This is a genomic window from Candidatus Methanomethylophilus sp. 1R26, assembly GCF_001481295.1.
Lineage (GTDB): Archaea > Thermoplasmatota > Thermoplasmata > Methanomassiliicoccales > Methanomethylophilaceae > Methanomethylophilus.
Genome location: NZ_LOPS01000047.1, coordinates 17304 through 42461, shown reverse-complemented (window position 1 = coordinate 42461; position 25158 = coordinate 17304). Strand labels below are relative to the sequence as shown.

Genomic DNA, 25158 nt, shown 5'->3' with positions numbered 1-25158 from the left:
TTTTGTTTCTGACGGATTCGTTTATCATCTCCGCCGTTCTATCCTCATTCGGATGACGATACATCTGATAGAAGCGCACAGGGGCTTCAATTCCAATATCTACCTGCTCGTATCGGACAGGACCTGCCTGATCGATGCCGGGTGCGGCGATGATTCTTCAGGCGTGATATCCCAGATCCGCAGCATACTGGGGGACAGGAAACTGGATCTCATGATCCTCACGCACTGCCATACCGATCACATCGGCGGAGCTCCGGACATACAGGACGAGTTCGGCTGCATGGCATACGCCGATTGGCGCGAGACACGTGCCATCGCCGGCGCAGCCGCCCGCCCGATGGTATGCGGGCCGATCGGGGAGACGGATAGTTTCGATCTCGGAGGATACAGGCTCCGCGTCATCGAGACGCCCGGGCACACTCCCGGGAGCATCTGCCTCTACGATGAGATCTCGCATTCGCTGTTCTCCGGGGATACTGTGTTCGACGGCGGTGTCGGCCGCACGGACTTCCCGGGAGGGTCTGCCGAGGACATGATAGCGTCGCTCGAGAAGCTGCGCAATTTTGATATCTCATACCTCTATCCTGGACACGGAACGGTCTCAGCGGACGGAAATATGTCAGTGAGGACCGCTTTGACGATGATGGAAGGCTGGTGAATTGAGGATCATAAAGTGCGATTGCTCCAACGGGCTCAACGATGACTGCATCCAGGCCGCCATGTCAGGTGCAGAGGATATCTCCGAGGGAAAACTCGTCGTTTACCCTACCGATACCGTCTACGGGATCGGAGCGGACATATTCAACGAGGCCGCTGTGAAGAACCTCTACCTTGCCAAGAACCGCCCGTTCGACATGGCCCTTTCCGTGGCCGTCGCCGATAGGAAGATGATGGAATCCATCGCCGTCCTCAACGAGAACGCCGACAAGCTCATCAAGGCGTTCCTCCCGGGGCCCCTGACCATCATCATAAAGAAGAGGCCCGAGGTCCCTGACATCGTCACGGCATCCTCGGACAAGGTGGGGATCCGCATCCCCGACCACCCGATGGCCATCGAGCTCGCCAAGCGCGCCGGCCCCATCGTCGCCACTTCGGCCAACAGGCATTTCCATCCCGATGCCACAGACATCTCGATGGCGCGCGTCGCCTTCGGCGATACGGTGTCCACGTACATCGATGCCGGGCCCAGCACCTCCGACAGGCCGTCGACCATTGTATGGCTCAAGGACAGGGAGTACGAGATCGTCCGCCCCGGACCGATCACTGACAAATGATAAGAGATGTTCTGAATGCTTGACGCGGACGGATTGGAGAAGCTCCGCAAGGTCGGAGTGGTATCCGGCGCCGCCAGAGAGCTCGGCATGAGCCTCTGCGAGCCGGGAGCGAAGCTGTACGATATCGCGCAGGAAGTCGAGGGGTACATCCGCAAGCACGGGTGCGGGCTCTCGTTCCCCTGCAACATCAGCAGGAACGATGAGGCCGCCCATTACACCCCGTCCTGCAAGGACGAGACCGTCCTCGAGACCGGCGACGTCGTCAAGATCGACTGCGGCGGCATGCTCGACGGCTACATCGGGGACACCGCGGGGACTGTCGAGGTCGGCACCCGCGATTACACCGAGCTCGTGGCCGCCGCCAAGAAGGCGAGGGACACCGTCGGCGAGTTCATCGGCGACGGCGTCAGGCTCTGCGATGTCGGCTCTGTGATCGAGAACAGCGTGAAAGGCTCCGGCTTCAAGGTCGTCGAGAACCTCTGCGGGCACCAGATCGACCGCTGGAACCTCCACGCGGGATTCTCCGTGCCGCCTTACGATTCCGGCGATCAGACTGTGATCAAATCCGGCATGACGGTGGCCATCGAGCCCTTCGCCACCAACGGCGGAGGGTACGTCGTCAACGGGAAATGGGGGAACATCGTCATACTGTCCAACGACAAGAAGACCGGGAACGAGGGCGCCGACGATTTCCTCGAGTACGCTAAGAAGGAGTTCCCGAGTTCCCCGTTCTGCGCCAGGTCCTGCGACTACCCGGACGCTGAGAAGTGGGTCAGGTTCCTGCTGCGCAAGGGGGTCCTCTCCGGCTTCAACATCCTGAAGGAGGTCGACGGGGGCATGGTCTCCCAGTTCGAGTACACCTTCTACATCGACGGGAAGCGCGGGGAGATCACCACTTCCCCGTAAGGGATCCTCGGCCGGCGGCCCTCTGGGCCGTCCGGCACTAGGAACCTAAATATCCCCGGACGCTTCTGGGGAACAGCAAGCCGATGTAGCCGAGTTGGCCAAAGGCGTCAGACTCAAGATCTGCTCCCTAGCGGTTCGCCGGTTCGAATCCGGCCATCGGCACCATCAATACTTTCAGCTCGGCAGGCTCTGACGGCCGCGTGCGCTGTCTCTGCGCCCATGTTTTTATACTATAATGGAATCGAGCATCCAACGTAAACTCGGGACCCGTTCTGCATGCCAGGACGAAAACCGAGAGCGCGTCCCGGTGCGGGCCCCGCGCTTGAGCATTCCCTGCGCCTGAAGGCGCCGGGAACATTTACGGAGGAACAGAATATGGCAGCACCCAAAGCTAGCAATCAGAAGGCTGCGGAGCCCAAGACCGTCGCGGACAAGAAGAAGGCCGCGGCCGGCAAGCAGCAGAAAGGCCCCGCGAAGACCGAGGGCGAGGATTTCAACTACATCGTCCGTATGGCGAACTCCGATATCGACGGTCAGAAGCACGTCGTCATCGGGCTCCAGAGCATCAAAGGAGTCGGAAAGAGGGTCGCCCAGATCATCGTCAAGAAATCCGGGCTCGACGGATCCGCCAAGATCGGATCCCTTTCCGATGAGCAGATCAAGGACCTTGAGAAGCTCGTCATCGATTACGTTCAGTACGCTCCTTCCTGGGCCGTCAACCGCCAGATGGACTACGAGACCGGCGCCGACATGCATCTTATCGGCCAGGACCTCGGGATCATGCAGGACGACGACATCAACAGGATGAAGATGATCCGCAACTACCGCGGAGTCAGGCACGACACCCACCACAAGGTCAGGGGTCAGAGGACCAGGTCCAACGGAAGGAAGGGCCTCGCAGTCGGAGTTCAGAAGAAATCGGATGCAAAAGCCGCAAGCGCTGCACCCAAGACTCAGTGAGGTGTTTTGAATGGGAGATCCTAAATTCTCGAGGAAGACCTACGACACCCCCTCCCACCCTTGGCAGGGAGAGAGGATCAAGCAGGAGAACGAGATCGTCAGGGCCTTCGGTCTGAAGAACAAGACCGAGGTCTGGAAAGCCGAGACCATGCTCAGGAACTTCAGGAAGCAGTCCAGGGAGCTCCAGGCCCGTCTCAGGACTGGCGACAAGCAGGCTCAGATCGAGACCGACGCGCTCATCGCGAAATGCGCACGCCTCGGCGTCCTCCCCGTCACCGGAGGGGACCTCAACGCCATCCTCGTCCTGAAGGACGAGGACATCCTCAGCAGGCGCCTGCAGACCATCGTCTACCAGAAGGGGCTCGCAGCGACCCCCAAGCAGGCCAGGCAGCTCATCAACCACGGGCACATCTTCGTCGACGGGCACAAGGTCACCGTTCCCGGATACCTTGTCCTCAGGGAAGAGGAGGGGACCGTTTCCTACAACCCCGCCTCGCCGTTCACCGACGAGAACCACCCGATGAGGGTCGCGGCCGCCACGCCGGCGCCGGATCCGAGGCCAGGGACGCCGCCAGGGCCCAGGCAGATGCAGAGAACGCGGCGGCCGCCAGGGCCGACGCGGCAGAGGCAGGAATCACGGAGGCTGACAACTGATGGCACAGATGAAATGGGGAATCGCCAACATCTACTCGAGCTACAACAACATCATGATCACCCTGACCGACATCACCGGGGCCGAGACCCTGGCCAAGGTCACCGGCGGAATGATCGTCAAGCAGGCCAAGGACGAGTCCTCGCCTTACGCGGCGCAGAAGGCCGCCGAGAGGATCGCCGAGGTCGCCGCCGAGAAGGGCATCACCGGCATCCATGTCCGCGTCAGGGCCCCCGGAGGCAACAAGGGGACCTCTCCCGGTTCCGGTTCCCAGGCCGCTGTCCGTGCTCTCGCACGTGCCGGCCTCACCATCGGGCGCATCGAGGATGTCACCCCGATACCCCACGACGGTACCAAGCCCAAGGGCGGACGCAGGGGACGCAGGGTCTGAGGAGGACCTGTCATGAAGATCGAGATCGTCGAGATGGAGGACAGGAAGGCGAAGTTCATCCTGAAGGACTCCTCGCCGGCGATGGCCAACGCCCTCCGGCGCACCATGCTGCAGGACATCCCCAAGATGGCCATCGACAAGGTGGAGTTCCACCTGGGACCCATCCAGGACGAGAACGACCTCGACGAGAACGCCAAGGAGTACGAGAGCGTGACCTCCCTCTTCGACGAGGTCATCGCCCACAGGCTCGGGATGATCCCCGTGCCCACCGACTACTCCCAGTTCACGTTCCGCGACAAGTGCGAGTGCGGCGGCGAAGGCTGCCCGCACTGCACCATCATGTACAGTCTGAACAAGCACGGGCCCGCGACCGTCATGTCGGGAGACCTCCTCCCCCTGGGCGACAGCTCGCTCAAGGTGAAGGACGAGTTCATCCCCATCGTGGAGCTCACCGCCGACCAGGCGGTCCTGATCTACGCCACTGCGGTCATGGGCACGGCCAAGCAGCACGTGAAATGGCAGGCCGCCTTCGGTGTCGGCTACTCCTACGAGCCGGAGATCGAGATCGACCCCAACTGGGCGTCCGACTCCGACACCCTGAAGCTCGCCGAGACCTGCCCCGGCCTGTTCGAGGTCAGGGACGGCAGGCTCGAGGTCGCCGACAAATGGAAGGCCATCTCCTTCGGCAGCACCGCTTCCGCCCTCATGCACGATGACAAGCCGGTCGTCAAGATCACTTGGAAGGACGACAGCTTCCTGTTCAAGTTCGAGACCGACGGCTCCCTCACCGCCAGGCAGGTCCTCGACAAGGCCGTCGAGATCCTCAGCGCCGAGGCCCTTGCCATCGCTTCGCAGGCCGACGCCCTCGTGGGCGCCGAAGAGCACCCTGTCAAGCCCCGCGGCTATTGATCAAAAACATTTCCGGCCCCGGCGGGCCGGTTTTTTTCAATTCATCAGGATCGGCCCTCAGAAGAAGTCCGTCAGTTTGGTCTTCCTGATCTTGTCGTTGTTGAACAGGGAGTCCATGCTGGCCTCGATGATGCCGATCCTTTCCTTGGTGTAGTTGTCGAGATCGTACTTCTCGCAGACGTCCTTGGAGACCTCGAGGTACTTGCGGACGGACGCTTCGTGCACGGTGAGGTTCAGTTCGTGGCCGCATTTGGTGCAGACGCCTGCCAGGGGCACACGGCGGTACTTCGTACCGCATTTGGTGCAGCGGACGGTCTGGGTGGCGAAGCTCCTCAGGTTTCCGATCATGTCGGGCATGAAGTGCTTGTTGATGACCTTGAGCGCCACATCCTTGGCGTCTACCGCGCGGCATTTGATGCCGAGGTTCAGCTGAGCGTACATCTTGTCCCTCATGGAGCCTAAGGTGGTGTATGCGGACTCCTTGGGCCCCTCGGAGATGTCCGGGGTGTCGTGGGTGAATCCCAGCCCCTCGTACTGCGCCGGGGTGCCGATCCTCCCTCCCACCAGGTCCATCTGCTTCTCCATCTCCTTCGGGTCCTTCATGTCCATGGCGGCATAGTAGAACTCGCGGGGGTAGAACCTCCTGCAGTCGACGTTGTGCGCTTCCTTGTCGATCTCGTTCGGGTCCAGCCTGGTGGTCAGGACGAGCGGGCAGTCCATCAGCCCTCCCCTGCGGTCCGGCAGGAACACCCTGGAGAAGTTCAGCAGGGCATCGAGGGCCAGGATTATGCAGTCCTCGTCGCCGTCGCAGTTCCTCCTCTTGGACGCGTGGTAGAAGGGGTGGCCGTAGCATCCGCGGATGTTGCTGTATCCTATGATCCTGCACAGGATGCAGCCGGACGTGTGCGGGGCCAGCCCGAAGACGACCTTCCCGATCAGATCGGACCGGTTATCGCACTTGTAGTACCTCGGCAGATGGTAGATCAGCTCGAGCTCGTCATCGACGAACTGGGAAACGCGGACCATGTAATCTCCGCATTCCCTCGCGGGGATGATGTCCTGGCACTTCAGCTCCACGATCTGCTCCGGGTCGGTGAGCGGCGCGCCGTTCCAGTCGTGAGTGTATCCGAGCTCATGCGCCTTCTCGATGGTGAGCCCGATCTCCCTCGGCCTGAAGTGGGTGATGGGGATATCGGTCATGTCGTAACGTATGGTTCCGTCCCTGAAGATCGACACATTGTGCCTGCGCCTGAGTATCCCCTTCTCCATCAGTTCCGGGGTCTTGGTGCGGGACGTGAGTTTATCGGTGCATTTGAGGGTCTGCTTGGAGTCGCTCTCGCCGACCGCGTCCATGGCCGCCTTGTACTCGGCCTCCACGTTCACGGCGACGGTGGAGTTCTTGGCGCCCTCTTTCTTCGCCTTCTCGAACGGGAAGGTATGCACTCCGCAGTCCCTGCACCAGCAGCGGAACGTCTCCCGGTTGCAGACGGGGCATCTGCGGGCCCCCATTGCCACATTGATGACCTTCCTGGCGGCAGCCAGGTGGTTCTCCTGCTGGAGCGATTTGATCACCGACAGGGTGTCCTTCTGAGGGTTAGGGCTGTCCTCTTCGCCGAGGGCGAACAGGCACTGGCACAGCGGAGACCCGGTCCTCTCCTTGGCCTTCTCCGGCCTTCCCATACGGGTGCCGATGCGGGTCATCGCGCGGGCCATCACCTTGTAGCCGGCCGCCTTGGAAACGGCATCGAGCGAGTCCTCCCCGTCGAAATCGCCGTTCTCCACCAGCCTGTCGCCCTCGACCTTCAGGCCGAGGCAGTCGATCATCGGCAGGCAGTACTTCTGCTCGATGGCGATGATGTTCCCCTGCATCCGGTGGAGGGCGCCGAGGTCCTCCAGGACCCTCTTCATCGTCGGGTCGTCGTCCTTACGCTGGGGGACAGGCTGGCGGTCGGTAGGTACGAATATGCGGCCGTCACGGAACTTCGCCTTCTCGGCGAGATATCCCCTCAGGGCCTTCAGCCTGGGCAGCTCTATGTCCGACCAGAAGAGGTTGAACTTCGGGTGGAGGGCCACTTTGAACTGCCTGCTCATCTCCTTCGAGCGCTCGTACGTCGGGTCCTCCCAATCGTCCGGCAGGACGCCTCCGTTCGCCGCTTTTATCTCCTCCCTGTGCCACTCCGTAGGATACCCGCAGGGCACGAGGACGTGGTTGTTCTCGCAGAACTCTCCGAACGGCACGAGGATCTCGCCGTTGTCGACGACCTCCGCCACCTTGTTCCTGATATTGATGTACTCTTCCTTGGTGCCGCAGTATACCAGGTCGCCGTTGTTCAGGAGGACCGTGGGGCCCTCGATCGAACGGACGGGGGTGACGACGCAGGCTTTCCCGGGGCGCTCAATCTTGAGCTGCGTTCCTATCGCCATGAACTCGTCCATGGCGTACATGCTCGCCGGGTTGTAGGCGAGGGCGGCGAGACCGGACGTGCGGGCGCGGCCGTAACGCAGCCTGAAGCCTCCGAAACGGCAGGGATGGCCGAAGATGGGCCTTCCCGCGACCATATCTTTGAGATACTTGTAGGCGGGCTCAACGATCTTCTTCTTGGATTTGGTGTCGGTGTCGACCGCCTTGTGCATGTCGAGGTACTTTCCGATGAAGTCCCAGCCTTTGATCCCGAGCTTGTCGACGTGCTTCTTCAGCTTGGATGCCTTCAGGCACATGCCTTCGGCGATGACCAGGCAGGCGCCTCCCCTGACGCGGTTAGTGGATATGCGCGGCAGGTCCCTGAAACCGGAAATCTCCACGCGTTCGGTCCCTTCGCCGTCGACCATGACAGGGCATTCGCTGACGATGGTCCTGATCTCCTCCGAAGTGGGGGTGAACTGGAGATGCTGGCACTGTTTGTACAGCGGGATCTCCTCATCGAACCTGGCTATCTCTCCCTCGGTGGGGATGTACTTCCCGATGCCGAGCGCCTGCCTCACGACGTCGCAGATGAGCACGGACATGGCCTGCCCGGTACCTCCGGACGCCTGATAGGTCCGGCGAAGACCAGGTCGGCGAAGGTGGACCCGTCGGCGTTATGGCCGATCTTGGTGGTCGCGATCCCCTCCAGGGGAGCGACCAATATGCCCTCGGTGATGATGGCGAGGCCGAGCCTCACGGCCCTGTCGAGGGTCTTGTCGAGGCTCTCGCCCGGGCGTTTGGCGTATTCCTCCGCCACCTTGATGGCGACGATCTCCCTGTTCCCGTATTCCTGGGTCTTCTGGCGGATAAGGTCCGCGACGCCTTCCACGTGATAGTCGGATAGCAGCTCCTCCACACGCGAGGCCAGGTCCTCCGCCCTGGGTATCTCGACCTTCTCCACCGGGTCCTTGCCCTCTTTCCTGGCCTTCTCGGCCAGGTCGAAGATCGCGTCGGATTGCTCCTGGAGGCTTTTGAAATAAGCCCTCATCTCGTCGCTGACGGCGACCTCGCTCATTCGGATGCCTCTGGAGCCTCCGGCTCTTCGAGGGGCCTGCTGCGCAGGATCTCCCTCAGCTTCCCGATGAGCATCTGCCTGAACTCCTCCATCCCCTCGCCGGTGGCGGCGGAGATGCGGATGGCGTCATGGTCAGTCCTGAGGACGTCGCATTTGCTCTCGACGACGATTATGGGGACGCCGTCGAAGTTCTCGCGGACGGTCCTCAGCAGGTCCTCCTGCTTCTCCATCGGGTACCCGCAGGTCTCCGAGGGATCCAGGACGAAGATCATGATGTCGGTCAGGTACCTAAGTGCCAGCACCGCCTGTTTCTCGATGTCGTTCCTGTCCTCGAAGCTCCTGTCGAGGAGCCCGGGGGTGTCCACTATCTGGAACATCCTCCAGTCGTCCTTGATGTGCCCGATGGTGATCCCTTTCGTGGTGAACGGGTAGGGGGCGACCTCGGGCGCGCGGTGCTGATGCAGGTCACCAGGCTGCTCTTGCCGACGTTCGGGAACCCGGCCACGACGGCGGTCGGGATCTTGGGGTCGATCGACGGGAGGTCCCTGAACTTGTTCTTGGCATCCTGCAGGAAGAGCAGGTCCTTGGATATCTGGTCGACATAGGACCCCAGCCTGCCGTAGAAGCCTTTCCTGATGGACTCGATTATCTCCGGGTCCTTCGTCCTGCGCACCTCGCGGAGGGACTGCTTCTTCAGCAGCTCCGTCCTCCCGGCGCACCAGTTGAGGGCCCCCAGGGCCTTCTTGTAGCGGTCTATCCCTATCACCAGGTCCACGAGCTGCGGGAAGAAGTCGTCCTCCTTCTCCATCCTGGGGAACTTCTGGATGTAGCCGACGAGAGTCGTCTCGACTATGTCGCCCGAGGCCGTGATCCTGGCAAGGGCGGTCTTCTTCTTGGTGTCCAAGGAGTCGCTGCCTTTCTTGCTGATCCTGCTGGCCCTGCGGAATGCCTTGTCCATGAGCTCCTCGGCGGTCAGGACCGTCGGTATCTGCGTGTTCATTCCGGCCATATGGAAGTCCATTGTAATCGCGCATAAATAAGGATGTGCCGGGACGCCTGCGTTCGCGCCCGGAACACCCTCCGATATTCACTTCCCGGAGACGGTCATGCGCATGAGCCAGAGGTCGTGCTTCATGCTGCTGTCGTACTTGCTGCCGAACGAGACGGCGGACGCCGGGCAGTCGCGGACCACGATGCCGGCGTTGACCTTCCACTTCGCTCCGCTGTCATGTCCCAGCAGGTTCGAGACGGCCTCCGCGTTGACGTTGACGTCGATGGATGCGCTGGTCTCGGGGGACCCGCTCATGTCGATGAACTTCGGCACCCCGATCCCGGCGAACGCCTCCGCGCCGATGTACACGTCCCCGAGCGCCACATCGGCGATGCTGACCTTGTACGGGTCGTCGATGTGCAGCAGCAGCTCGGCGGCGCGCCCCATCAGGAGCTTCAGGGCATCGGAGGCGGTGCCGCGGTCGACCTCGATGTACGCCTGGAACCCGGTGCATGCCGCTCCGGACGCATCATGCAGGCGGCACTCCGCGAACAGGCGGGCGCCGACGATCATCCCCGATATGTCCTCCGCTACCTTGTCCATCACCTTCTGGGTTATCTTCTTGCAGAGCAGGCTGAGGCCGTCCACGTCCGTCACGTGCCCTGCTTCGTCGATCGCTTCCAGCGCCGCGTCCTTGACAATGTCCTTGGCCGAAGAGAGCAGGTAACCGTCGCATCGAAGAGCCCCGAGTTCTTCTCGCCGGGGCTGCCTTCCCCGCGTTTCCACTGGGTGCACCCGTCGACCGTCCTCTGGTACGTCGTGCTGTCGTTGGCGCTGTCGCTGAACTTCGGCGTATGGCCGATCTCGGACCCGTCGGCGGCCAGCAGCTCGAGCTTTTCGCCGCTGTTGTTCAGGAATGCTACGGGGAACGTCACGACCTTGTGCTCCATGGGCCCGATCGTGCCGCTCAGCCCCCATGTTGCGCCGCGGGAGTTCCTCAGCGACATGCCGTCGAGGCTGATCTCCGACCTGGAGAAATTCAGCAGCTCGACCCATTCCGAGCCCTTGTCCTCCCCCGCAGGGTTGGATTCGGCCTCGTTTATCAGAAGGCCCTCTTCCATCGGGACATTGTACTTCAGCTCCGCGCCCGCGTCCACCGATATCAGGGTGCCGGGAACTGGGGACGGGAGGTTGGAGAGCACGGTGCCCATGCCGGGGATGTCGGAAAGGCGGACATCGATCTGCCGGTATTCCTGGACCTCCGGAAAGGAGATGCTCACCTCTGTGTCCCCGTAATGACCGTCGACGGTCAGGATGCGGTCCGATCTGTACATCGAAGGGTTGAAGGTCCCGCTTATCCCCCAGCCGTCGCCGGTGTACCCGAAGCCCCCGTGCACCTTGTACCCGCTGCTGTTCTGGGACACTGTGAGCCAGGCCTTCATCGGGGAGCCCCCGAGGGTGCCTTCGGCGCCGATCTTCAGCAGGTCCTTGGAGCTCTTGTCGATGTTCTTGGCGTAGACCGTGAAGGTGAGCTTCCATCCCATGTAGCCGATCCCGACGGTCTGGCTGCTGGCCTTGATGTCGATGATCTCCTGCACCTCTCCGGTCAGAGACTCCAGAACCTTCCCGGCCGAATCGTTGAGGATCTTCTCCACCGCCTCGCCGAGCATCTCAGTGCGGGAGCCGATGAGCTCGTAGATCTCCCGGACTATGCCGGAATCCCGCACGATCTCCATGACGGCACCGGCCAGCCTCTCTCCGAGCTCGCCAACTGTGCGCAGGTAGCTGATGAGCGGGTCGGCCAGCTCTCCCGCCCACTCTGCCAGTTTCTTCCAGGCATCCTCTGTTATGGTGTCGGTTGCGGAGTATTCGAAACCGCTCAGGGGCCATCCGGAGACCACCGGCACGTCCGCTTTCAGGCTGACCGGGACCGAGGCCCTGAAGACGCAGTTGCCCGTCCCGAGCCTGCTCTGGAGCGGGCCGCTCCCGGTCACGCTGTAGGTGACGGTATCATTCACCTCCACGGAGAACACCGAGCAGAAATCCGCCCCGAAAGTGCAGAGGTCGGTGCAGTGGGAGCTGGACCCGCTGTTCCTAGCGATCGAGACCGAAGGGCGGGAATCCGTCTCCACGGTGAGCTTCTCGAAGCTCGAGGCATCTCCCAGGAGCTCGAACGTCCCTTCCTTCCCATACTCGCGCAGCCCTTCGAAAGGATCGGCGCCGACGGATTGGGCGAACTCCTCTGCCAGCTCGGCGAAGCGCTTCTCGGTATCGAACGAAGTCGCTATCAGCGGGAGCCTGAGGATCTTGGCGCAGCCCTTCTGGATTATCGCGCTGCTCTTCTTCTCCACTTCGCAGAGGGCCGACAGCCCGGCGACCTCGGCATCGACCTTGTCGGAGTACTCCCTGAACTGTGCCAGGTTCCAGGCGGCGGTCGTGAGCGAGGCGATCCCGGCATCGGCGTAGCTCTCCGCCAGGGCACTGTCCGCTCCCGCTTCGGAATAGGCGGACACCAGCAGGCCGCGGATCTCCGGCAGGCGGTCCCGGAGGATCGCCTCCGGGTCCGTGGTCCAGATGTCGGCCCTGTTCTCCTCGATGGTCCTGTATATCGCCGTGTAGAACGGGTCCGGGTATCCTTCGGCGCGGACCTGGGCGGTGAGTATCTTCAGGAAGTCGGCGTCGCACCTGGAGGCGTTCTCCTCCGCGAACGCCCTCACCGAATCGGCGAAGCTCCCCCTGTCCTGTATCGCGGCGGTCCCCATCGATTGCGCTTCGCTATCTGTGCCAGCGCGCCGTTCGCTACGCTGGTGATCCATTCCATGAGCCCGTCTGTGTCCGCGCGGTAGGTCTTCTTGAAATGGTCCACGGTCCCGTAATGCAGCAGGTCCGCCTCCGGGTAGGGCACCGTGATGCTTACCTCCCCCATGTTCTCGGCCGGGGACGGGACGCGGAGCTCGAACGATCCCCGCACCGAGAAGTCCGACCTCCCGGTGACCTCTTTGATATAAGGAGCGGCCGAGTAGTCGGTCTTCTTGTTCGTCAGGAAGGAGACCAGGGAGTCCCAGGCATCGGCCAGGGTATCTGCGACGCCGTCGAGGGCGCTGATGATCTCCGACCCGAGGAAGTAGTCGAACCATTTCCCGATCAGCCTGTCCATCGATGCAGAGGCTATCTGCGAGTACATGCCGGAGAGGTCCACGGTCAGCCCTCCCCTGCTCCTGACCAGGTCCATCCCGATGTCGCGCGTGCCTCCGACGATCTCCCCGTCCGCGTCCCTGAAGACGATGCTCTCGGCTGCGCGGAGAACGGTGCTGTACGCCTCCTTCACGTCCTCGGCGGTGATGACAGAATCCGTCCCCTTCTCTCCGGACACGTATGCCCCGTATCCGCTCATGATCCTCGACTGAGCGAGAGAGGACAGCTGGTACTGCATCATCTGGGACATCATCGATCCGTTGCCTTCGAGCAGGCTCTCGAACAGCGTCCCGCGCTCGATGGCGAGGGGCAGGGCGCAGCTTCCGTCCGCCCTCAGCTCCACCGTCCGATGCGCTTTCCCGGAGTCGGATTCGAAGGTCAGGTCAGCGGTCCCGGCGGCGTAGAGGTACGCGGGCGTGTAGCCGTCCGCGGCGTACAGGCCCTCCTGGGTCCTCAGGTCCTCCACGTTCAGCTCCGCAGTCCATCCGTTCAGCTTCACGAGGACGCCTGAGTCCTCGGCCGGGAACATGGACCCCATCCACCGCTCCATCCGTTCGGAGACTCGGCGCGGCGGCCGTCCAGCCCGCCGGCGTCCGGATCGAGGCTCACCGACCGTACGTTCTCCCCCATCCCCTGCTCTATGAACGCCGTTATGCCGTCGGCCGCCGAATCTATCGCCTTCACCGACCTCCAGGAGTCCTCCGCCCCGTCCCTGGCTCCCTCGATCTCCGCCTGCACCGCTCCGTATGCGGTGACCGACAGGAGGATCGCCACCGCCGCCAGGGCGAACGGCATGCCTCCCCTGCGGTCCCCCCGTATCGCTGTCCCTTTCATGGCAGGCGTTTCGCCCTCCGGGGATAATAAGCGGGCGCACTGCAGTCAGGGGCAACTGCCGCATTATCCCTCTGGCAGGGGAGCGCCCCGTGCCGAATCGACGGAGAATATTATTTAATAATAAACAAATGCAACCGTCATGAGCGCAACTGTGAAGCCCTATTCGGCGGCCGTCGGACTGCCGAAGAAGACGCGGTCCATATGCCCCGAGTGCGGCAAACTGCTCGAGGCCAATGTTTTCGAAAAGGACGGGAAGGTCTATATGGAGAAGGACTGCCCGGAGCACGGCCACTTCTGCGACCTTTACTGGTCCGACGCCAAGAAATACCTGCAGGCCGAGAAATACGCGAAGGACGGCACGGGGCTCAGGAACCCTATGGACAAGTCGCTCAAGGACGGCGAGAACGTCCACATCGTCATCGACGGGGAGCGCATCGACATGATGTCGCCCACCGCCCTGGCCAACATCGACCTGACCAACAGGTGCAACATGAAATGCCCCATCTGCTTCGCCAACGCGAACGATGCCGGGTATGTGTATGAGCCAGATTTCGAGACCGTCTGCAAGATGCTCGACGCCCTCAGGAGCGAGGAGCCCATCAAATGCACCGCGGTCCAGTTCTCCGGAGGAGAGCCCACCGTCTATCCCAGGCTGGTCGACGTCATCAAGGCCGCCAAGGAGAGGGGCTTCGCCCAGGTGCAGATCGCCACCAACGGCATCGAGTTCTGCAACCATTACGACAAGCTCAAGGCCTGCGCGCAGGCCGGGCTCAACACCATCTACCTCCAGTTCGACGGCTTGAACGACGACATCTACAGGAGGTCCCGCGGCCGCTGGATGATGAAGGTCAAGGAGGGCGTCATCGCCAACTGCATGAAGCTGAGGGAGGAGACCGGCCACAGCCCGTCCATCGTCCTCGTCGTCACCACTGTCCGCGGCCTGAACGACGACGAGATCGGGGACATACTGAAGTTCGCCATCAAGCACAGGGAGGTCGTCAGAGGAGTGAACTACCAGCCTGTCGCGTTCACCGGAAGGGTCACCCACGAGGAGGTCGACAAGGGCAGGATCACCCTCACCGACGTCGCCAAGGCGATCAACGACGAGACTGGATTCACCACCATGGACGACTGGTACCCGGTGCCCACCGTGGCCGGCATCTCGAACTACGCGTCGATTATCCTGGGACAGAACAAGATCACGTTCCCGACGCACCCCCACTGCGGGCTCGCGACCTACCTCTTCATCGACGACAAGGACAACGTCATGCCCATGCCGAGGATGATCGATGTCGACAGGTTCGTGAAGGGCATGGACGAGATATCGCACAAGGCGGAGACGGCGGCGTTCAAGAAGCTCACGGTGCTGAAGGTCAGGAAGCTCCTGCTCAACTGCATCAACGAGGCCGGTCTGCCCGAGGGCATGACCAAGAACGACCTCATCAACGCCCTCGTGAGCATCATGAGCAAGAAGTCCAAGGCCGCCCTCGCCAAGTTCTCCTGGGGGGCCATGTACGTCGGTGCCATGCACTTCCAGGACTCCTACAACTACGATGTCGAGAGGGTAAGGAGGTGCTCCATCCACTACGTCACTCCCGACTGCAAGATCATCCCGTTCTGCGCCTACAACAGCGGGATCGAGATGCGCGTGGAGACCGAGAAGAAGTTCTCCGTTCCTCTGGCCGAGTGGAAGGAGAAGCACAAGGAGGAGGCCAAGCAGCTCGCCGAGGCGCTGATCGTGCCCAAGGACCCGGACGAGGCCCCGGCTGAGAACAAGGAGTGAATCGGATGAAGGTTGATACGAACAAATGCCTGCACTGCGGGGGATGCGTCGGATGCTGCCCCCAGAACGCTATCTTCCTCTGCGATTACGTGCTGACGTTCAGCGATGCCTGCAACCGCTGCGGCCGCTGCGTCAGGCTCTGCCCTGTCGGGGCCCTGTCCATGGAGGCGAAGGAATGAAGGAGCTGAAATGCGAGGTGCTTGTCGTCGGAGCGGGGCCCGCCGGAGGAATGGCGGCCAAATCCTGCGCCGAGAAGGGCATCGACACCATACTCATCGAGAAGAAGGCCGAGATCGGCGCGCCCCTCAGGTGCGCCGAGGGTGTTTCCAAGAAGATGTTCGCCGAGATCGGGATCAAGCCCGAGCCCGAGTGGATACGCGCCGACATGAAAGGCGCGGTCATCGTCTCCCCGGACGGGACCTCGTTCCAGCTGGATGAGACCAAGGCCGGCGCCGAGGTCGGATACGTCCTCGAGAGGCACCTGTTCGACAAGGGCATCGCCAAGCTCGCCGTCAAGGCGGGCGCTAAGCTCATGATGCGCACCTGGATGACCGGCCCCATAATGAAGGACGGGAAGATCGTCGGCGCGCACTGCGTCTCCATGGGCGAGCCTCTCGACATTTACTGCGACTGCATCGTCGGCGCTGACGGCGTGGAGTCCCAGGTCGGCCGCTGGTGCGGCATCGATACCAACCTGAAGATGAACGACATCGAGCCGTGCATCCAGTACAGGATGGCCGGGATCGACTGCAGCATGGAGTTCTGCGAGTTCCGCCTCGGCCTCGAGGTCGCTCCCGGAGGGTACCTCTGGATCTTCCCCAAGGGCGACGGCGTCGCCAACGTCGCATCGGGATCATGGGTACCTTCTGCAAGAACGGCGTCCGCCCGAAGCAGTTCCTCGACAAGTTCATCGCCGAGGACCCCAGGTTCAAGCACGCCCAGATCCTCGAGATCGACGGAGGGTTCGATTCCACCTGCCCCGGCCTGGAGAAAGGCTACTCCGCCGACAATGTCCTGCTCGTCGGAGACTCCGCGAGGCTCATCGACCCGATCACGGGAGGCGGCATCGGCCATGCCTGCATCTCCGGGATGTACGCCGGAGAGGTCCTCGCTGAGTGCAAGAAGAAAGGAGATTACTCCGCGGCCGCCCTGAAGCCCTACGACAAGAAGATCAGGGACAGGATGGAGGATAACCTCTACCGCGACTGGATGGCCAAGGAGCGCCTCGCCGAGCTCGACGATGAGACCATCAACCAGGTCGTCAAGCTGATCAAGGACGCCGACATCGAGCATGTCAACGTCGAGAACCTTCTCAAGGCGATCAAGGAGAAGTTCCCCAAGGTCGTCGAGGGATTCGAGGACCTCATCTGAAAATACCGGGGGCCGGAAGGCCCCTTTTTTCCGGCCCCCCGGGGCCGTATCTTTCTCACTCTTTGCTTTTGCCGGTCGGAGCGCCCTTCTTCTTCTGCCTCCAGCGGCGCCTGTTCCTGCCGTCCCCTTCCCGCATCTTCACGGTGACGCCGGGGACACCGGTCTTGACGATATAAGGCGTGCCGCCGTGGGCGCGGATCTCCTTGGAGACCTTGTCCGGACGGTCGGTGAGCGCTACCATGCACCCTCCTCCGCCCGAGCCGGTCAGCTTGGCGCCGTAGGAGTACGGGAGGACGGCATCGACCATGTGGTTCAGTTCGTTGCAGGATACCCCGAGGATCGACAGCAGGCGGTGGTCGTAGGTCATCAGGGCCCCGAGCTCCTCGAGGTCGTTGTTCTTCATGGCCTTCATGCCGTCCAGGGCGACGTCGCCGAGCTCCTCGATGATCTCCGAGGCGAACCTGCTGCTCTCGGTGTACTCCCTCACCTTCTCCACCAGGGGGCCGGTGGCTGCTTTGATCCCGGTGTTGCCGATGACGAAGTGCATCTCGGGGACGTCTATCTTGGATATGTCCCAGGACCTCTCTCCGTTGTCGATGTGCCAGAGGAAGTCCTCATCGTCGTAGGGGACGTTGAGGGCTATCGCATGGCCGTGAGCGGAGGCCGAGGTGTCCATCGGGCTGCCCCTGCCCTGCGCGGCGTACTCCGCCTCATAGGCGAGCCTGGCTATGGACTCCTCGTCGGTGGGCAGCCCCTCCAGGCAGCTGATAGCCGCCGCGTAGGCGTTGGACAGCGCCGCCGAGGATCCTAGGCCGGAGCCCGAGGGCACCCTGCCGTCGACGTAGATCGACACCGGGGAAGTACCTATCTTGTCCGAGATGTACCTCATGTGGGGGCTCATGTTGTAGGGCGCCGCCGGCTGGTTGTTGACCATGTACCTGTCGCTCCTCTTGACGCGGATGCTGAAGCGCATGTTCATGGCGACGGATATCGCCGGCTTGCCGTAGACGACCGAATGCTCCCCCAGGATGACGAACTTCCCGGGGGCCGAAGCCGAAACGTACGTCATCGGTTCAGCCCGTATTTGGCGAGGGTCTCTTTTATCGCGTCGTTGGGGTTCCTGCCGCCCAGGAGAGGCTGCGGGATGTCCCACCAGGCGTCCTCGAGGTCCGACAGCGCGCGGGTGTACTCCTCGTCGTCTTTGAACTTGGAGGGGTCCACCGCCTGCAGGGCCTTCTGCTGCTCCGCGAACAGGTTGACCCCGTACTCCATGTTCGTGAGCGCCACGCCCATGAATATGTCGAAATCCGAGAACGTATCGGGCGCGGATTCCGGAGGCTGGGAGTCGGCGAACATGTCGAGGACCGCCTGCGCGGTCAGCTTGAACACCATCTGCATCTTCGCCTTGGTGTCGGGGAGTTCCATGGCCTCTACCTGCTTCGACAGGTTCTCGAACCAGAGGTCGTTCATAGCGCTGACCCTGTTCCCGTTCTTCCCGTAGACGAACTCCTGGGCCTCATCTGCCTTCTCGGAACCTTCCTCGGGGAAATCGTCCCCGAAGAGGTGCGCGTTCGGGTCGTCATCGTTCATGCGCCTTCCCTCCTGATGCGCCTGACGGTGCTTTCGAGTATGTCCATCCCCTTGGAGATCTTCTCCTCGCTGGCGGCGTAGGAGAACCTGAGGTGCCCCTCGCCGTAGGTCCCGAACGCGGAGCCGGGGGTGCAGATGAGCCCGGCCTTCACCAGTTCGGCGGCCAGGTCTGCCGATTTCATGTCCATGTCGTAGGAGGGGAAGGCATAGAACGCGCCCTTGGGCGGCAGGATGCTGAACCCCGGCACTTCGTTGAGCCTCTTGGTGATGAGGTCCCTCCTTGCCCTGTAAATCTTCCTGGCATTGTCCAGGTAGGGGTCGATGTGCGGGAGGGCGTTCAGGACGCCGTACATGGCCGGCATCCCCGGGCTGGCGCAGACATGGTACTGCATTTTGATGAGGGCGTCAGTCTGCTTAGGGCCCGAAATGACGAACCCCAGCCTCCATCCGGTGACGGCCATCATCTTGGAGAACCCTCCGACGACGACCGCGCGGTCCAGGTAAGGGAGGAACGACTGGTGCTTCCCTTCGTAGATGAACGGTTCGTAGACCTCGTCGGAGAGGATCATGACGTCCTTGTCCGCGGCGATGTCGGCGAGGACGTTCCTGGTCTCCTCGGTCAGGACGGCGCCGGTCGGGTTGGACGGGTTGGTGACCACGATCATCTTGGTGCTCGGGGTTATCTTGGACTGGATATCGTCGGTGTCCGGCTGGAAGTCGCCTTCGGTCAGCCGGTACTCGACGGCCTTCCCGCCGGCGAGCTTCGCGTGGGGGCCGTAGATGACGAAGCCGGGCGACGGGACCAGGACCTCGTCCCCGGGGTCCACGAACGACTGGGACACTTCGAGGAGGGCCGTGGAGCCGCTCGGGGTGATGATGACGTTCTCCGCTCCCAGGCCGCCGGCGTACATGGAGTAACGCTCGGCCACGGCCTTCCTGAGCTCCGGGATGCCGGCCGTCGGGGAGTACTTGTTCTTCCCCGCGAGCGCGGCCGCGTTCATGCCCTCCACAGCCTCCTTCGGCGGGTCGAGGTCAGGCTCTCCGAGCCCGAGGTTGATGGACCCGGGCCCTGCCAGATCGAACATCTTCCTGATCCCCGACATCGGGACGGACTGGAGCCTGTCCGAGACTTTCATGCCTCTGTTCATAACCGGGCATATGAGGGAGCCCCTATATATCTCGGACGCGCGGGCGCGGGAGGCAGCGTCCCTCTGCGGATACCGTGCGGTGTCCCGAGGGCTCTCAATGGTACCTTTATAACATCGTCCGTGCGTTACCGAAAGCATGAAGTTCGGACTCCCGGAGGCATCTCTGGTCCTGTTGGCGGCAGGCATCGTCGTTTCGGTGCTCGCCATGTTCGACAGCACCGGCCTGTCCGACGGGCCTGTCCCGGGAGCGCTCATGGTCCCTGGGTACATCATGATCATCGCCGGCATCGCGGCGTTCGAGGTATGCTCCAGGAGGAACAGGTCCGCCATCGCGGACTATGAGAACGACCGCGCGATCTCCGCGGAGCTGTCCCGCTTCCCCGACGACGGGTTCCTCATCGACCTCACCGGAGAATACAAGGCAGATAACGGCGCGGCCATCGAGGATCTGACGGAGGGCAGATGACCCAGAAAGCGCTGAACGCCGCCATGGTCTACTACATGTTCGATGCCTCGAACATGCACAGGTGGAACGACCACCTCCGCACGCTGGACCTCACCGAGCTGGACAAGCAGGCCCACAAGGCGGCCATCGCATGGATCCTGGGGAAATGCGAGGAGGACGCCGGGAACAGGGTCGATTGGCCGGCCCTCATCGAGCGCTGCCTCTTCTCCTTCATCCAGAGGGTGGCCCTGACCGACCTGAAGCCGCAGATCTTCCACCGGATCGAGGAGGAGAAGGCCGGGGAGGTCAGCGAATACGTCCTGGCCGAGTTCTCGAAGCGCGTCGGCGGCATGCCGGACGGGTTCACGGAAAGCTTCCGCAGGTACCTGGGGTCGCCGAAGGATACCAAAGAGGACGCCATAATCCGCGCCGCTCATTATCTGGCGACCCGCTGGGAGTTCATCACCATCTACGATGCGAACCGCTCGGTCTACGGCATAGAGGACACCAAGGACGAGATCGACAGGCAGGTCCTCCAGCACAGGGACCTGGCCGGGGTCAGGGAGATGATGTCCCCGGATTCGAAGCTCTGGCACTTCGTGAACATCATCGGCCAGTTGAGGTTCCAGCAGAGATGGGCGAGGACCCCCAGGATACCCAAGACCACGGTCCTGGGCCACTCCCTCCTGGTCGCCGACTGCGCGTACCTGGCGGACCGCGATGCCGGGGCGTCCGCCGGGCAGGTGTACTGCGATTTCTTCACCGGGCTGTTCCACGACCTTCCGGAGGTCCTCACGAAGGATGTCATCACCCCCGTGAAGACCAGGGTCAGCGGCCTCCCGCAGCTGCTGGACGGCATCGAGGGCGAGCTCATGAACTCCCGCATCATGCCCCTGATCCCGGAAGGATGGAGGTCCGAGCTGGAGTTCTTCGCCTGTGACCCCTTCACCGTCTCGTCGGACCCGGTGCGCGACGGCAGGAGGGTCAAGGCGTGCGACCTCCTGGGGGCCTGGGTCGAGGCCCTAGTGTCGATACGCTACGGGGTGACCTCCCGTTCCCTGCGCGAGGGCGTGGAGGAGATAGGGGCTAAGCTCTCCGCTCCCGGCTACGAGGAGAGCATCGGCGCCGGCCAGATACTCGAAGATTTCAGGAAGATGGATATTTGACCTGGAGGATCGGCGGGCTGGAGATAGACGGCAGGGTCATCCTGGCACCTATGTCGGGTTACACGTCGAGGGCCTACCGCCGCTTCATGAAGCCGTTCGGGGTGGCCGCGGACGTGTCGGAGATGGTCTCGGCCATGGGCCTCATCCGCGGCACCGACAGGTCCTGGGAGTACATCGGGTCGGATGCGCGCCCGTCCGGGGTCCAGCTGTTCGGATCAGACCCGGAGACGGTGGCGAGGGCGGCCTCCGCGGCCCTGGATTATGACCCAGACATAGATTTCATCGACATCAACATGGGGTGCCCGGTGAACAAGATAGCCAGGAGCCTGTCGGGGGCCGTGATGATGAAGGACCCGGCCAACTGCGGGGCGGTCGTGCGCGCCGTGAAGAAGGCGGTGGACGTCCCGGTCACCGCCAAGATACGCCTGGGCCAATCCGCCTCGTCCGAGAACTATCCCGAGGTGATCTCCGAACTGGAGGCGGCGGGTGTCGATTGCATCGCGCTGCATGCCCGCACCAGGGAGGAGAGGTACACCGGCGATCCGCACTGGGATGAGATCGCCGGCCTCGGGAAGGAGATGTCCGTCCCTTTGGTGGTCTCCGGGAGCATATACACGCTCGCCGACGCGGTGAAAGCGGTGAGGACCTCGTGCGCCCGGGGCGTGATGGTCGCGAGGGGCGGCGTGGGGAACCCGTTCCTGGTGACCCAGATAGACCGTTATTTCTGGACAGGAGAGGTCCTCCCCTGCCCGACGGTGTCCCAGCAGGCCGCCTGGTGCAGGCAGCTCATCGGCATGGTGCTGGACGAGAAGGGGCCGGAGGAGGGGTTCATGAGGCTCCGCAGCTATGTCCCGCGCTTCGCCGCCGGGATACACGGGTGCCGTATGTACAGGAAGGAGCTCGCCTGCTCCGCCGATGTCGGCGAGATGCTGAGGATCCTCGGGGAGCTCGAGGATGCCGTGGGCGGCGAGAGGATAAGGCCCGGCGGTTCCGGCGGGATGCCGGAGCCCGGCCCCGACGGGCCGGGAGAATGAAGGAAGGCCGGTAAACGGTTTGGCGGTCAGAACGTCTTCTTCTTCTCGGGCGGGACGATCTTCTCCTGCCCGCCCATGTAGGGCCTGAGCACCTCGGGGATGGTGACGGACCCGTCGGCGTTCTGGTAGTTCTCGAGGATGGCCACCATGGTCCTGGGGAGGGCGAGCCCGGAGCCGTTCAGGGTGTGGACGAACTCGGACTTGAGATGCTGCTCGGGCCTGTACTTGATCTTCGCGCGGCGGGCCTGGAAGTCCAGGTCGTTGGAGCACGAGGAGCACTCGAGGTACCTCTCCTCTCCGGGGGCCCATACCTCGAGGTCGTAGCATTTGGCGCAGGAGAAGCTCTGGTCCCCGGTGCATAGGAGGAGGACGTGGTAGGGCAGTCCGAGCTTCTGCAGGAGCTCCTCGGCGTCGCCCCTCATCTCCTCGAGGGCCGCCCAGGACTTGGAGGGCTCCTCGAACCTGACCATCTCCACCTTGTTGAACTCGTGGACGCGGATGATCCCGGCGGTATCGGCGTGCTTCCCGACCTCCCTGCGGAACGAGGGGAGGTAGGCGGTGAGCTTCACCGGCAGGTCCTCTTTGGACAGGATGTCGTTCTGAAGGAGGTTGGTCACGGGGACCTCGGCGGTGGGGTTGAGCCACATGTCGTCCTTCTCCAGGTGGTACATGTCGTCCTTGAGGTTGGGGTACTGGCCGGTGCCGGTGACAGCGGCGGTGTTGACGATGACGGGGGTGAAGACCTCCTTGTAGCCCTGCTTGCGGTGGGTGTCCAGGAAGAAGCTGATGAGCGCCCTCTCGAGCCTGGCGCCGTCGCCCTTGAGCACGTAGAACCCGGAGCCGGTGATCTTGGCGGCCCTCTCGAAATCGACCATATCGAGATCGAGCATCAGCTCAGAGTGGGTCTTGGGCTTGAAGTCGAACTTCCTCTTCTCGCCCCAGACCTTGATTTCGACGTTCTCGGTGTCGTCCTTCCCTATCGGGACATCGTCCGCGGGGATGTTGGGTATGTTCAGGAGGCAGTCGGTCCTGATCTCCTCGAGTTCCGCCATGCGCTTGTCGTTGGCGGCGATCTTGTCGCCGACCGCGCGCATCTCGGTGATCTTGGCATCCTTCTCGGCGCCCGCCGGCATCTTGCTGATCTCCTTCGAGACGGCGTTTCTGGTCTTGCGGAGGTCGTTGTTCTCGTTGGTGAGGGACTTCCACTCCTTGTCGGCCTCGAGCAGCCTGTCGAGCCTCTCGGTGGTCTTGTTCCTCTTCTTCAGCATGTCCCTGATCTTCTCGGGGTTCTCCCTGATGATGTTGATGTCCAGCATTTGTCTTCCTTCAGTCGTTCTTCTTCTGGCACAGCGAGGTCCAGGTACGTTTGTCGGTCATGACTATGACCCCTCCGCGTACGTCCACGGCCACGCCCTGAGTGAGCTCTTCGAGCTTGGCTGCCACGGCGCCCGCGTCCTCCTCGCAGTTCCCCAGCACCTTGACCTTGATCAGGCGCTTCTTCTTGAGCTGGGCGACGATCTCCGCCCCGATGCTCTCGGTGACCCCGTCCTTCCCGATGCGGACGGTCGGGTCGATGTCAACGCTGCGCCTGATTAGCTCCTTCTTCGCTTCCCTCTCCGTCATTCTGATGCCTCCCCGTCCTTTCGAAACGGGCCTCTTTCTGTTCCCTGATGTACGGCATCCTGCGGACCGTCCCGCACCTAGGGCAGGCGGAAACCACTTTGCCGCCTGTCAGCCTCACGGTGCAGTTCACGCCCGGCAGCAGCGGCAGGAGGCACTCCCTGCAGTACGCGAAGCCCTCGGGCATGGGCGTCTGGGACTTCCCGCAGACGGCCCTGGCCAGGCTCACATAGCGTATTGCGCGGTCCTCCCTGCCCTCGCGGACGGCCTCGGCGGACAGCTCCGCCAATCTGGCGGACCTTCTCATTCCGATGTACCTGACGGCCGAGCGGGCGGGGTGCTTTGCCATACCGAACGGGCTCTCCAACCATGATTCCGATATAAAGCATTGCTCCGAAAGGGATGTTCCGCCGCCGCAGGGACGGAGAGACGGGTCAGGTTCATATGCCGTACGGGATACTGGCACATCCGGGATTCCCCCTCGGGCCGCCGGTACTCATGTCCTGGAGTGCCCGGACCGGCCGGCCGATGCGAACCCTTATATTGTTTGGCCATATCGGAAGGCTCAGTTATCCCTACCAAGGGATTAAATACGGAACGGGGATACTCGCTCCGTTCGCTACCTTCAGGTGGTATCATGGTAAGAAAGCCAGCATCGATGTACAGGAGGATTACCGGAATGGCCTATACTCGCCGCGAGTACATGGGCGGAGTTCCGGCGGTCAGGATCAGCCAGTTCGACATGGGAGACCTCACCAGGGAAGACGAGTTCCCCGTAAAGCTCTCCCTCAAAGTGAAAGCCCGCGTGCAGATCAGGCACACCGCCATCGAGGCGGGCCGTGTCGCCGCCAACAGGGTCCTCGGCAAGCTCGGTCCCACCGACTACCACTTCAAAGTCAGGGTCTACCCCCACGTCGTCCTCCGCGAGAACAAGCTCGCTACCGGAGCAGGAGCGGACCGTGTGTCCAGCGGAATGCGCCGCGCCTTCGGTAAGACCGTCGGCACCGCCGCGCGTGTCGAGATGGACCAGGCTGTCTACACCGTCTACACCACGGCTGACAAGGTCCCTCAGGTCAAGGATGCCCTCTGGAGGGCCTCCATGAAACTCCCCACTTCCTGCTACATCGACGTCGAGAAAGGGCAGGAACTCATCCACTGATGCTGTTCGATCTCCAGATCGATAACATCGAAAGCTGGATCCGCGGCAGGGGATACTCCTCTGTCGCCCTCCAGCTTCCGGAAGGGCTCAAGGTCCGCGCCGCAGAGCTCTCCGACAGGATTTTCAAAGATACAGGTGCGGTCCCCGTTGTTCTGGGATATCCGTGCTACGGCGCATGCGATCTCTTCACCGATTTCCGCAGGTTCGCTCAGGCGCTCGTCCATTTCGGGCACTCTCCGATACCGAACCTT

26 protein-coding genes, 1 tRNA gene and 3 pseudogenes are annotated in these 25158 nt (G+C 62.4%); 17 read left to right on the top strand and 13 right to left on the bottom strand.

Annotation, left to right across the window (positions count from 1 at the left end; genetic code table 11):
* The first annotated feature begins 52 nt into the window (after positions 1-52).
* The 8 genes and pseudogenes from AUQ37_RS07940 (at position 53) to AUQ37_RS07900 (ending at position 5092) form a co-directional block, all read left to right on the top strand.
* Entirely contained in the window at positions 53-658 is a 606-nt protein-coding gene (locus AUQ37_RS07940) for an MBL fold metallo-hydrolase (RefSeq protein WP_058748132.1), read from the top strand.
* A 1-nt stretch (position 659) separates the two neighbouring features.
* A complete protein-coding gene (locus AUQ37_RS07935) occupies positions 660-1274 on the top strand; it encodes an L-threonylcarbamoyladenylate synthase (RefSeq protein ID WP_058748131.1) in 615 nt (204 codons plus the stop codon).
* Between the two features lie 15 nt (positions 1275-1289).
* Positions 1290-2180 carry a type II methionyl aminopeptidase gene (map, locus tag AUQ37_RS07930; RefSeq protein WP_058748130.1) on the top strand — a complete coding sequence of 297 codons (891 nt, stop codon included), beginning with the start codon at positions 1290-1292 and terminating at the stop codon, positions 2178-2180.
* 79 nt (positions 2181-2259) lie between these two features.
* A tRNA-Leu gene (locus tag AUQ37_RS07925) sits at positions 2260-2345 on the top strand.
* A gap of 210 nt (positions 2346-2555) precedes the next feature.
* Entirely contained in the window at positions 2556-3140 is a 585-nt protein-coding gene (locus tag AUQ37_RS07920) for a 30S ribosomal protein S13 (protein ID WP_082662475.1), read from the top strand.
* Positions 3141-3150: 10 nt separating this feature from the next.
* Positions 3151-3669, top strand: a pseudogene (locus AUQ37_RS07915) (30S ribosomal protein S4); the annotation flags it as partial.
* 124 nt (positions 3670-3793) lie between these two features.
* A complete protein-coding gene (locus AUQ37_RS07905; RefSeq protein WP_058748128.1) occupies positions 3794-4183 on the top strand; it encodes a 30S ribosomal protein S11 in 390 nt (129 codons plus the stop codon).
* A 12-nt stretch (positions 4184-4195) separates the two neighbouring features.
* Positions 4196-5092 carry a DNA-directed RNA polymerase subunit D gene (locus AUQ37_RS07900; protein ID WP_058748127.1) on the top strand — a complete coding sequence of 299 codons (897 nt, stop codon included), beginning with the start codon at positions 4196-4198 and terminating at the stop codon, positions 5090-5092.
* Positions 5093-5149: 57 nt separating this feature from the next.
* On the opposite strand, the pseudogene AUQ37_RS07895 reads toward AUQ37_RS07900, so the two are convergent.
* The 7 genes and pseudogenes from AUQ37_RS07895 to AUQ37_RS07870 form a co-directional block, all read right to left on the bottom strand.
* Positions 5150-8544 (bottom strand): annotated as a pseudogene (locus AUQ37_RS07895) (DNA polymerase II large subunit).
* A 23-nt stretch (positions 8545-8567) separates the two neighbouring features.
* Complete coding sequence (locus AUQ37_RS12610) at positions 8568-8966, bottom strand: GTPase (protein WP_235585034.1); 399 nt, start codon at positions 8964-8966, stop codon at positions 8568-8570.
* Entirely contained in the window at positions 8936-9580 is a 645-nt protein-coding gene (locus AUQ37_RS12605) for a hypothetical protein (protein ID WP_235585027.1), read from the bottom strand. The genes AUQ37_RS12610 and AUQ37_RS12605 overlap by 31 nt, the downstream gene beginning before the upstream one ends.
* 78 nt (positions 9581-9658) lie before the next feature.
* Positions 9659-10219 carry a hypothetical protein gene (locus AUQ37_RS07885; RefSeq protein WP_058748126.1) on the bottom strand — a complete coding sequence of 187 codons (561 nt, stop codon included), beginning with the start codon at positions 10217-10219 and terminating at the stop codon, positions 9659-9661.
* Entirely contained in the window at positions 10216-12324 is a 2109-nt protein-coding gene (locus tag AUQ37_RS07880) for a hypothetical protein (protein ID WP_058748125.1), read from the bottom strand. Before AUQ37_RS07880 ends, AUQ37_RS07885 begins: the two co-directional genes overlap by 4 nt.
* Positions 12276-13295, bottom strand: coding sequence for a hypothetical protein (locus tag AUQ37_RS07875; RefSeq protein WP_162262212.1), 1020 nt, complete (start codon positions 13293-13295; stop codon positions 12276-12278). Before AUQ37_RS07875 ends, AUQ37_RS07880 begins: the two co-directional genes overlap by 49 nt.
* A complete protein-coding gene (locus AUQ37_RS07870) occupies positions 13253-13591 on the bottom strand; it encodes a hypothetical protein (RefSeq protein ID WP_058748123.1) in 339 nt (112 codons plus the stop codon). Before AUQ37_RS07870 ends, AUQ37_RS07875 begins: the two co-directional genes overlap by 43 nt.
* A 139-nt stretch (positions 13592-13730) precedes the next feature.
* Between AUQ37_RS07870 and tes the strand changes: the two genes are divergently transcribed.
* From tes to AUQ37_RS12600, 4 genes are read left to right on the top strand one after another with little or no spacing between them, the layout of a single operon-like run.
* The gene (gene tes, locus AUQ37_RS07865; protein ID WP_058748122.1) at positions 13731-15374 is read left to right on the top strand and encodes a tetraether lipid synthase Tes; all 1644 of its coding nucleotides are present in this window, start codon (positions 13731-13733) and stop codon (positions 15372-15374) included.
* 5 nt (positions 15375-15379) lie between these two features.
* Positions 15380-15553 (top strand): DUF362 domain-containing protein, encoded by a 174-nt coding sequence (locus AUQ37_RS07860; RefSeq protein WP_058748121.1) that lies wholly within the window; start codon positions 15380-15382, stop codon positions 15551-15553.
* Positions 15550-16527, top strand: coding sequence for an NAD(P)/FAD-dependent oxidoreductase (locus AUQ37_RS07855; RefSeq protein WP_235585026.1), 978 nt, complete (start codon positions 15550-15552; stop codon positions 16525-16527). Before AUQ37_RS07860 ends, AUQ37_RS07855 begins: the two co-directional genes overlap by 4 nt.
* Positions 16464-16745 (top strand): hypothetical protein, encoded by a 282-nt coding sequence (locus AUQ37_RS12600; RefSeq protein ID WP_235585025.1) that lies wholly within the window; start codon positions 16464-16466, stop codon positions 16743-16745. Before AUQ37_RS07855 ends, AUQ37_RS12600 begins: the two co-directional genes overlap by 64 nt.
* A gap of 55 nt (positions 16746-16800) precedes the next feature.
* On the opposite strand, the gene mvk is transcribed toward AUQ37_RS12600, so the two are convergent.
* Genes mvk through AUQ37_RS07840 form a run of 3 tightly spaced genes read right to left on the bottom strand, consistent with a single transcriptional unit; the run spans position 16801 to position 19483 of the window.
* Positions 16801-17814: a mevalonate kinase gene (mvk, locus tag AUQ37_RS07850; protein WP_058748120.1), complete on the bottom strand. Its 1014-nt coding sequence runs from the start codon at positions 17812-17814 to the stop codon at positions 16801-16803.
* Complete coding sequence (locus AUQ37_RS07845; protein WP_058748119.1) at positions 17811-18335, bottom strand: hypothetical protein; 525 nt, start codon at positions 18333-18335, stop codon at positions 17811-17813. Before AUQ37_RS07845 ends, mvk begins: the two co-directional genes overlap by 4 nt.
* Positions 18332-19483: a pyridoxal phosphate-dependent aminotransferase gene (locus tag AUQ37_RS07840; protein WP_058748118.1), complete on the bottom strand. Its 1152-nt coding sequence runs from the start codon at positions 19481-19483 to the stop codon at positions 18332-18334. Before AUQ37_RS07840 ends, AUQ37_RS07845 begins: the two co-directional genes overlap by 4 nt.
* 136 nt (positions 19484-19619) lie before the next feature.
* Here AUQ37_RS07840 and AUQ37_RS07835 point away from each other — a divergent pair, with 136 nt between their 5' ends.
* Genes AUQ37_RS07835 through AUQ37_RS07825 form a run of 3 tightly spaced genes read left to right on the top strand, consistent with a single transcriptional unit; the run spans position 19620 to position 22128 of the window.
* Positions 19620-19949: a hypothetical protein gene (locus AUQ37_RS07835; RefSeq protein WP_058748117.1), complete on the top strand. Its 330-nt coding sequence runs from the start codon at positions 19620-19622 to the stop codon at positions 19947-19949.
* Positions 19946-21094, top strand: coding sequence for a YfbR-like 5'-deoxynucleotidase (locus AUQ37_RS07830; RefSeq protein WP_058748116.1), 1149 nt, complete (start codon positions 19946-19948; stop codon positions 21092-21094). Before AUQ37_RS07835 ends, AUQ37_RS07830 begins: the two co-directional genes overlap by 4 nt.
* Positions 21091-22128, top strand: a complete 1038-nt coding sequence (locus AUQ37_RS07825; RefSeq protein WP_235585024.1) for a tRNA-dihydrouridine synthase — start codon at positions 21091-21093, stop codon at positions 22126-22128. The genes AUQ37_RS07830 and AUQ37_RS07825 overlap by 4 nt, the downstream gene beginning before the upstream one ends.
* Before the next feature lie 26 nt (positions 22129-22154).
* Here AUQ37_RS07825 and serS read toward each other — a convergent pair whose 3' ends face one another.
* The 3 genes from serS to AUQ37_RS07810 are packed head-to-tail and all read right to left on the bottom strand — an operon-like array spanning position 22155 to position 24097.
* Positions 22155-23444, bottom strand: coding sequence for a serine--tRNA ligase (serS, locus tag AUQ37_RS07820; RefSeq protein ID WP_058748115.1), 1290 nt, complete (start codon positions 23442-23444; stop codon positions 22155-22157).
* Between the two features lie 10 nt (positions 23445-23454).
* The gene (locus AUQ37_RS07815) at positions 23455-23751 is read right to left on the bottom strand and encodes a YhbY family RNA-binding protein (protein WP_058748114.1); all 297 of its coding nucleotides are present in this window, start codon (positions 23749-23751) and stop codon (positions 23455-23457) included.
* Positions 23705-24097, bottom strand: a complete 393-nt coding sequence (locus AUQ37_RS07810) for a ribonuclease P protein component 4 (RefSeq protein ID WP_201013871.1) — start codon at positions 24095-24097, stop codon at positions 23705-23707. Before AUQ37_RS07810 ends, AUQ37_RS07815 begins: the two co-directional genes overlap by 47 nt.
* A gap of 288 nt (positions 24098-24385) precedes the next feature.
* On the opposite strand from AUQ37_RS07810, the gene AUQ37_RS07805 reads away from it, so the two are divergent.
* Both AUQ37_RS07805 and AUQ37_RS13755 read left to right on the top strand, forming a co-directional pair.
* Positions 24386-24907 carry a 50S ribosomal protein L16 gene (locus AUQ37_RS07805; RefSeq protein WP_058748113.1) on the top strand — a complete coding sequence of 174 codons (522 nt, stop codon included), beginning with the start codon at positions 24386-24388 and terminating at the stop codon, positions 24905-24907.
* A pseudogene (locus AUQ37_RS13755) lies at positions 24907-25098 on the top strand (diphthamide biosynthesis enzyme Dph2); the annotation flags it as partial. The gene AUQ37_RS07805 and the pseudogene AUQ37_RS13755, both read left to right, overlap by 1 nt.
* Between the last annotated feature and the right edge of the window lie 60 nt (positions 25099-25158).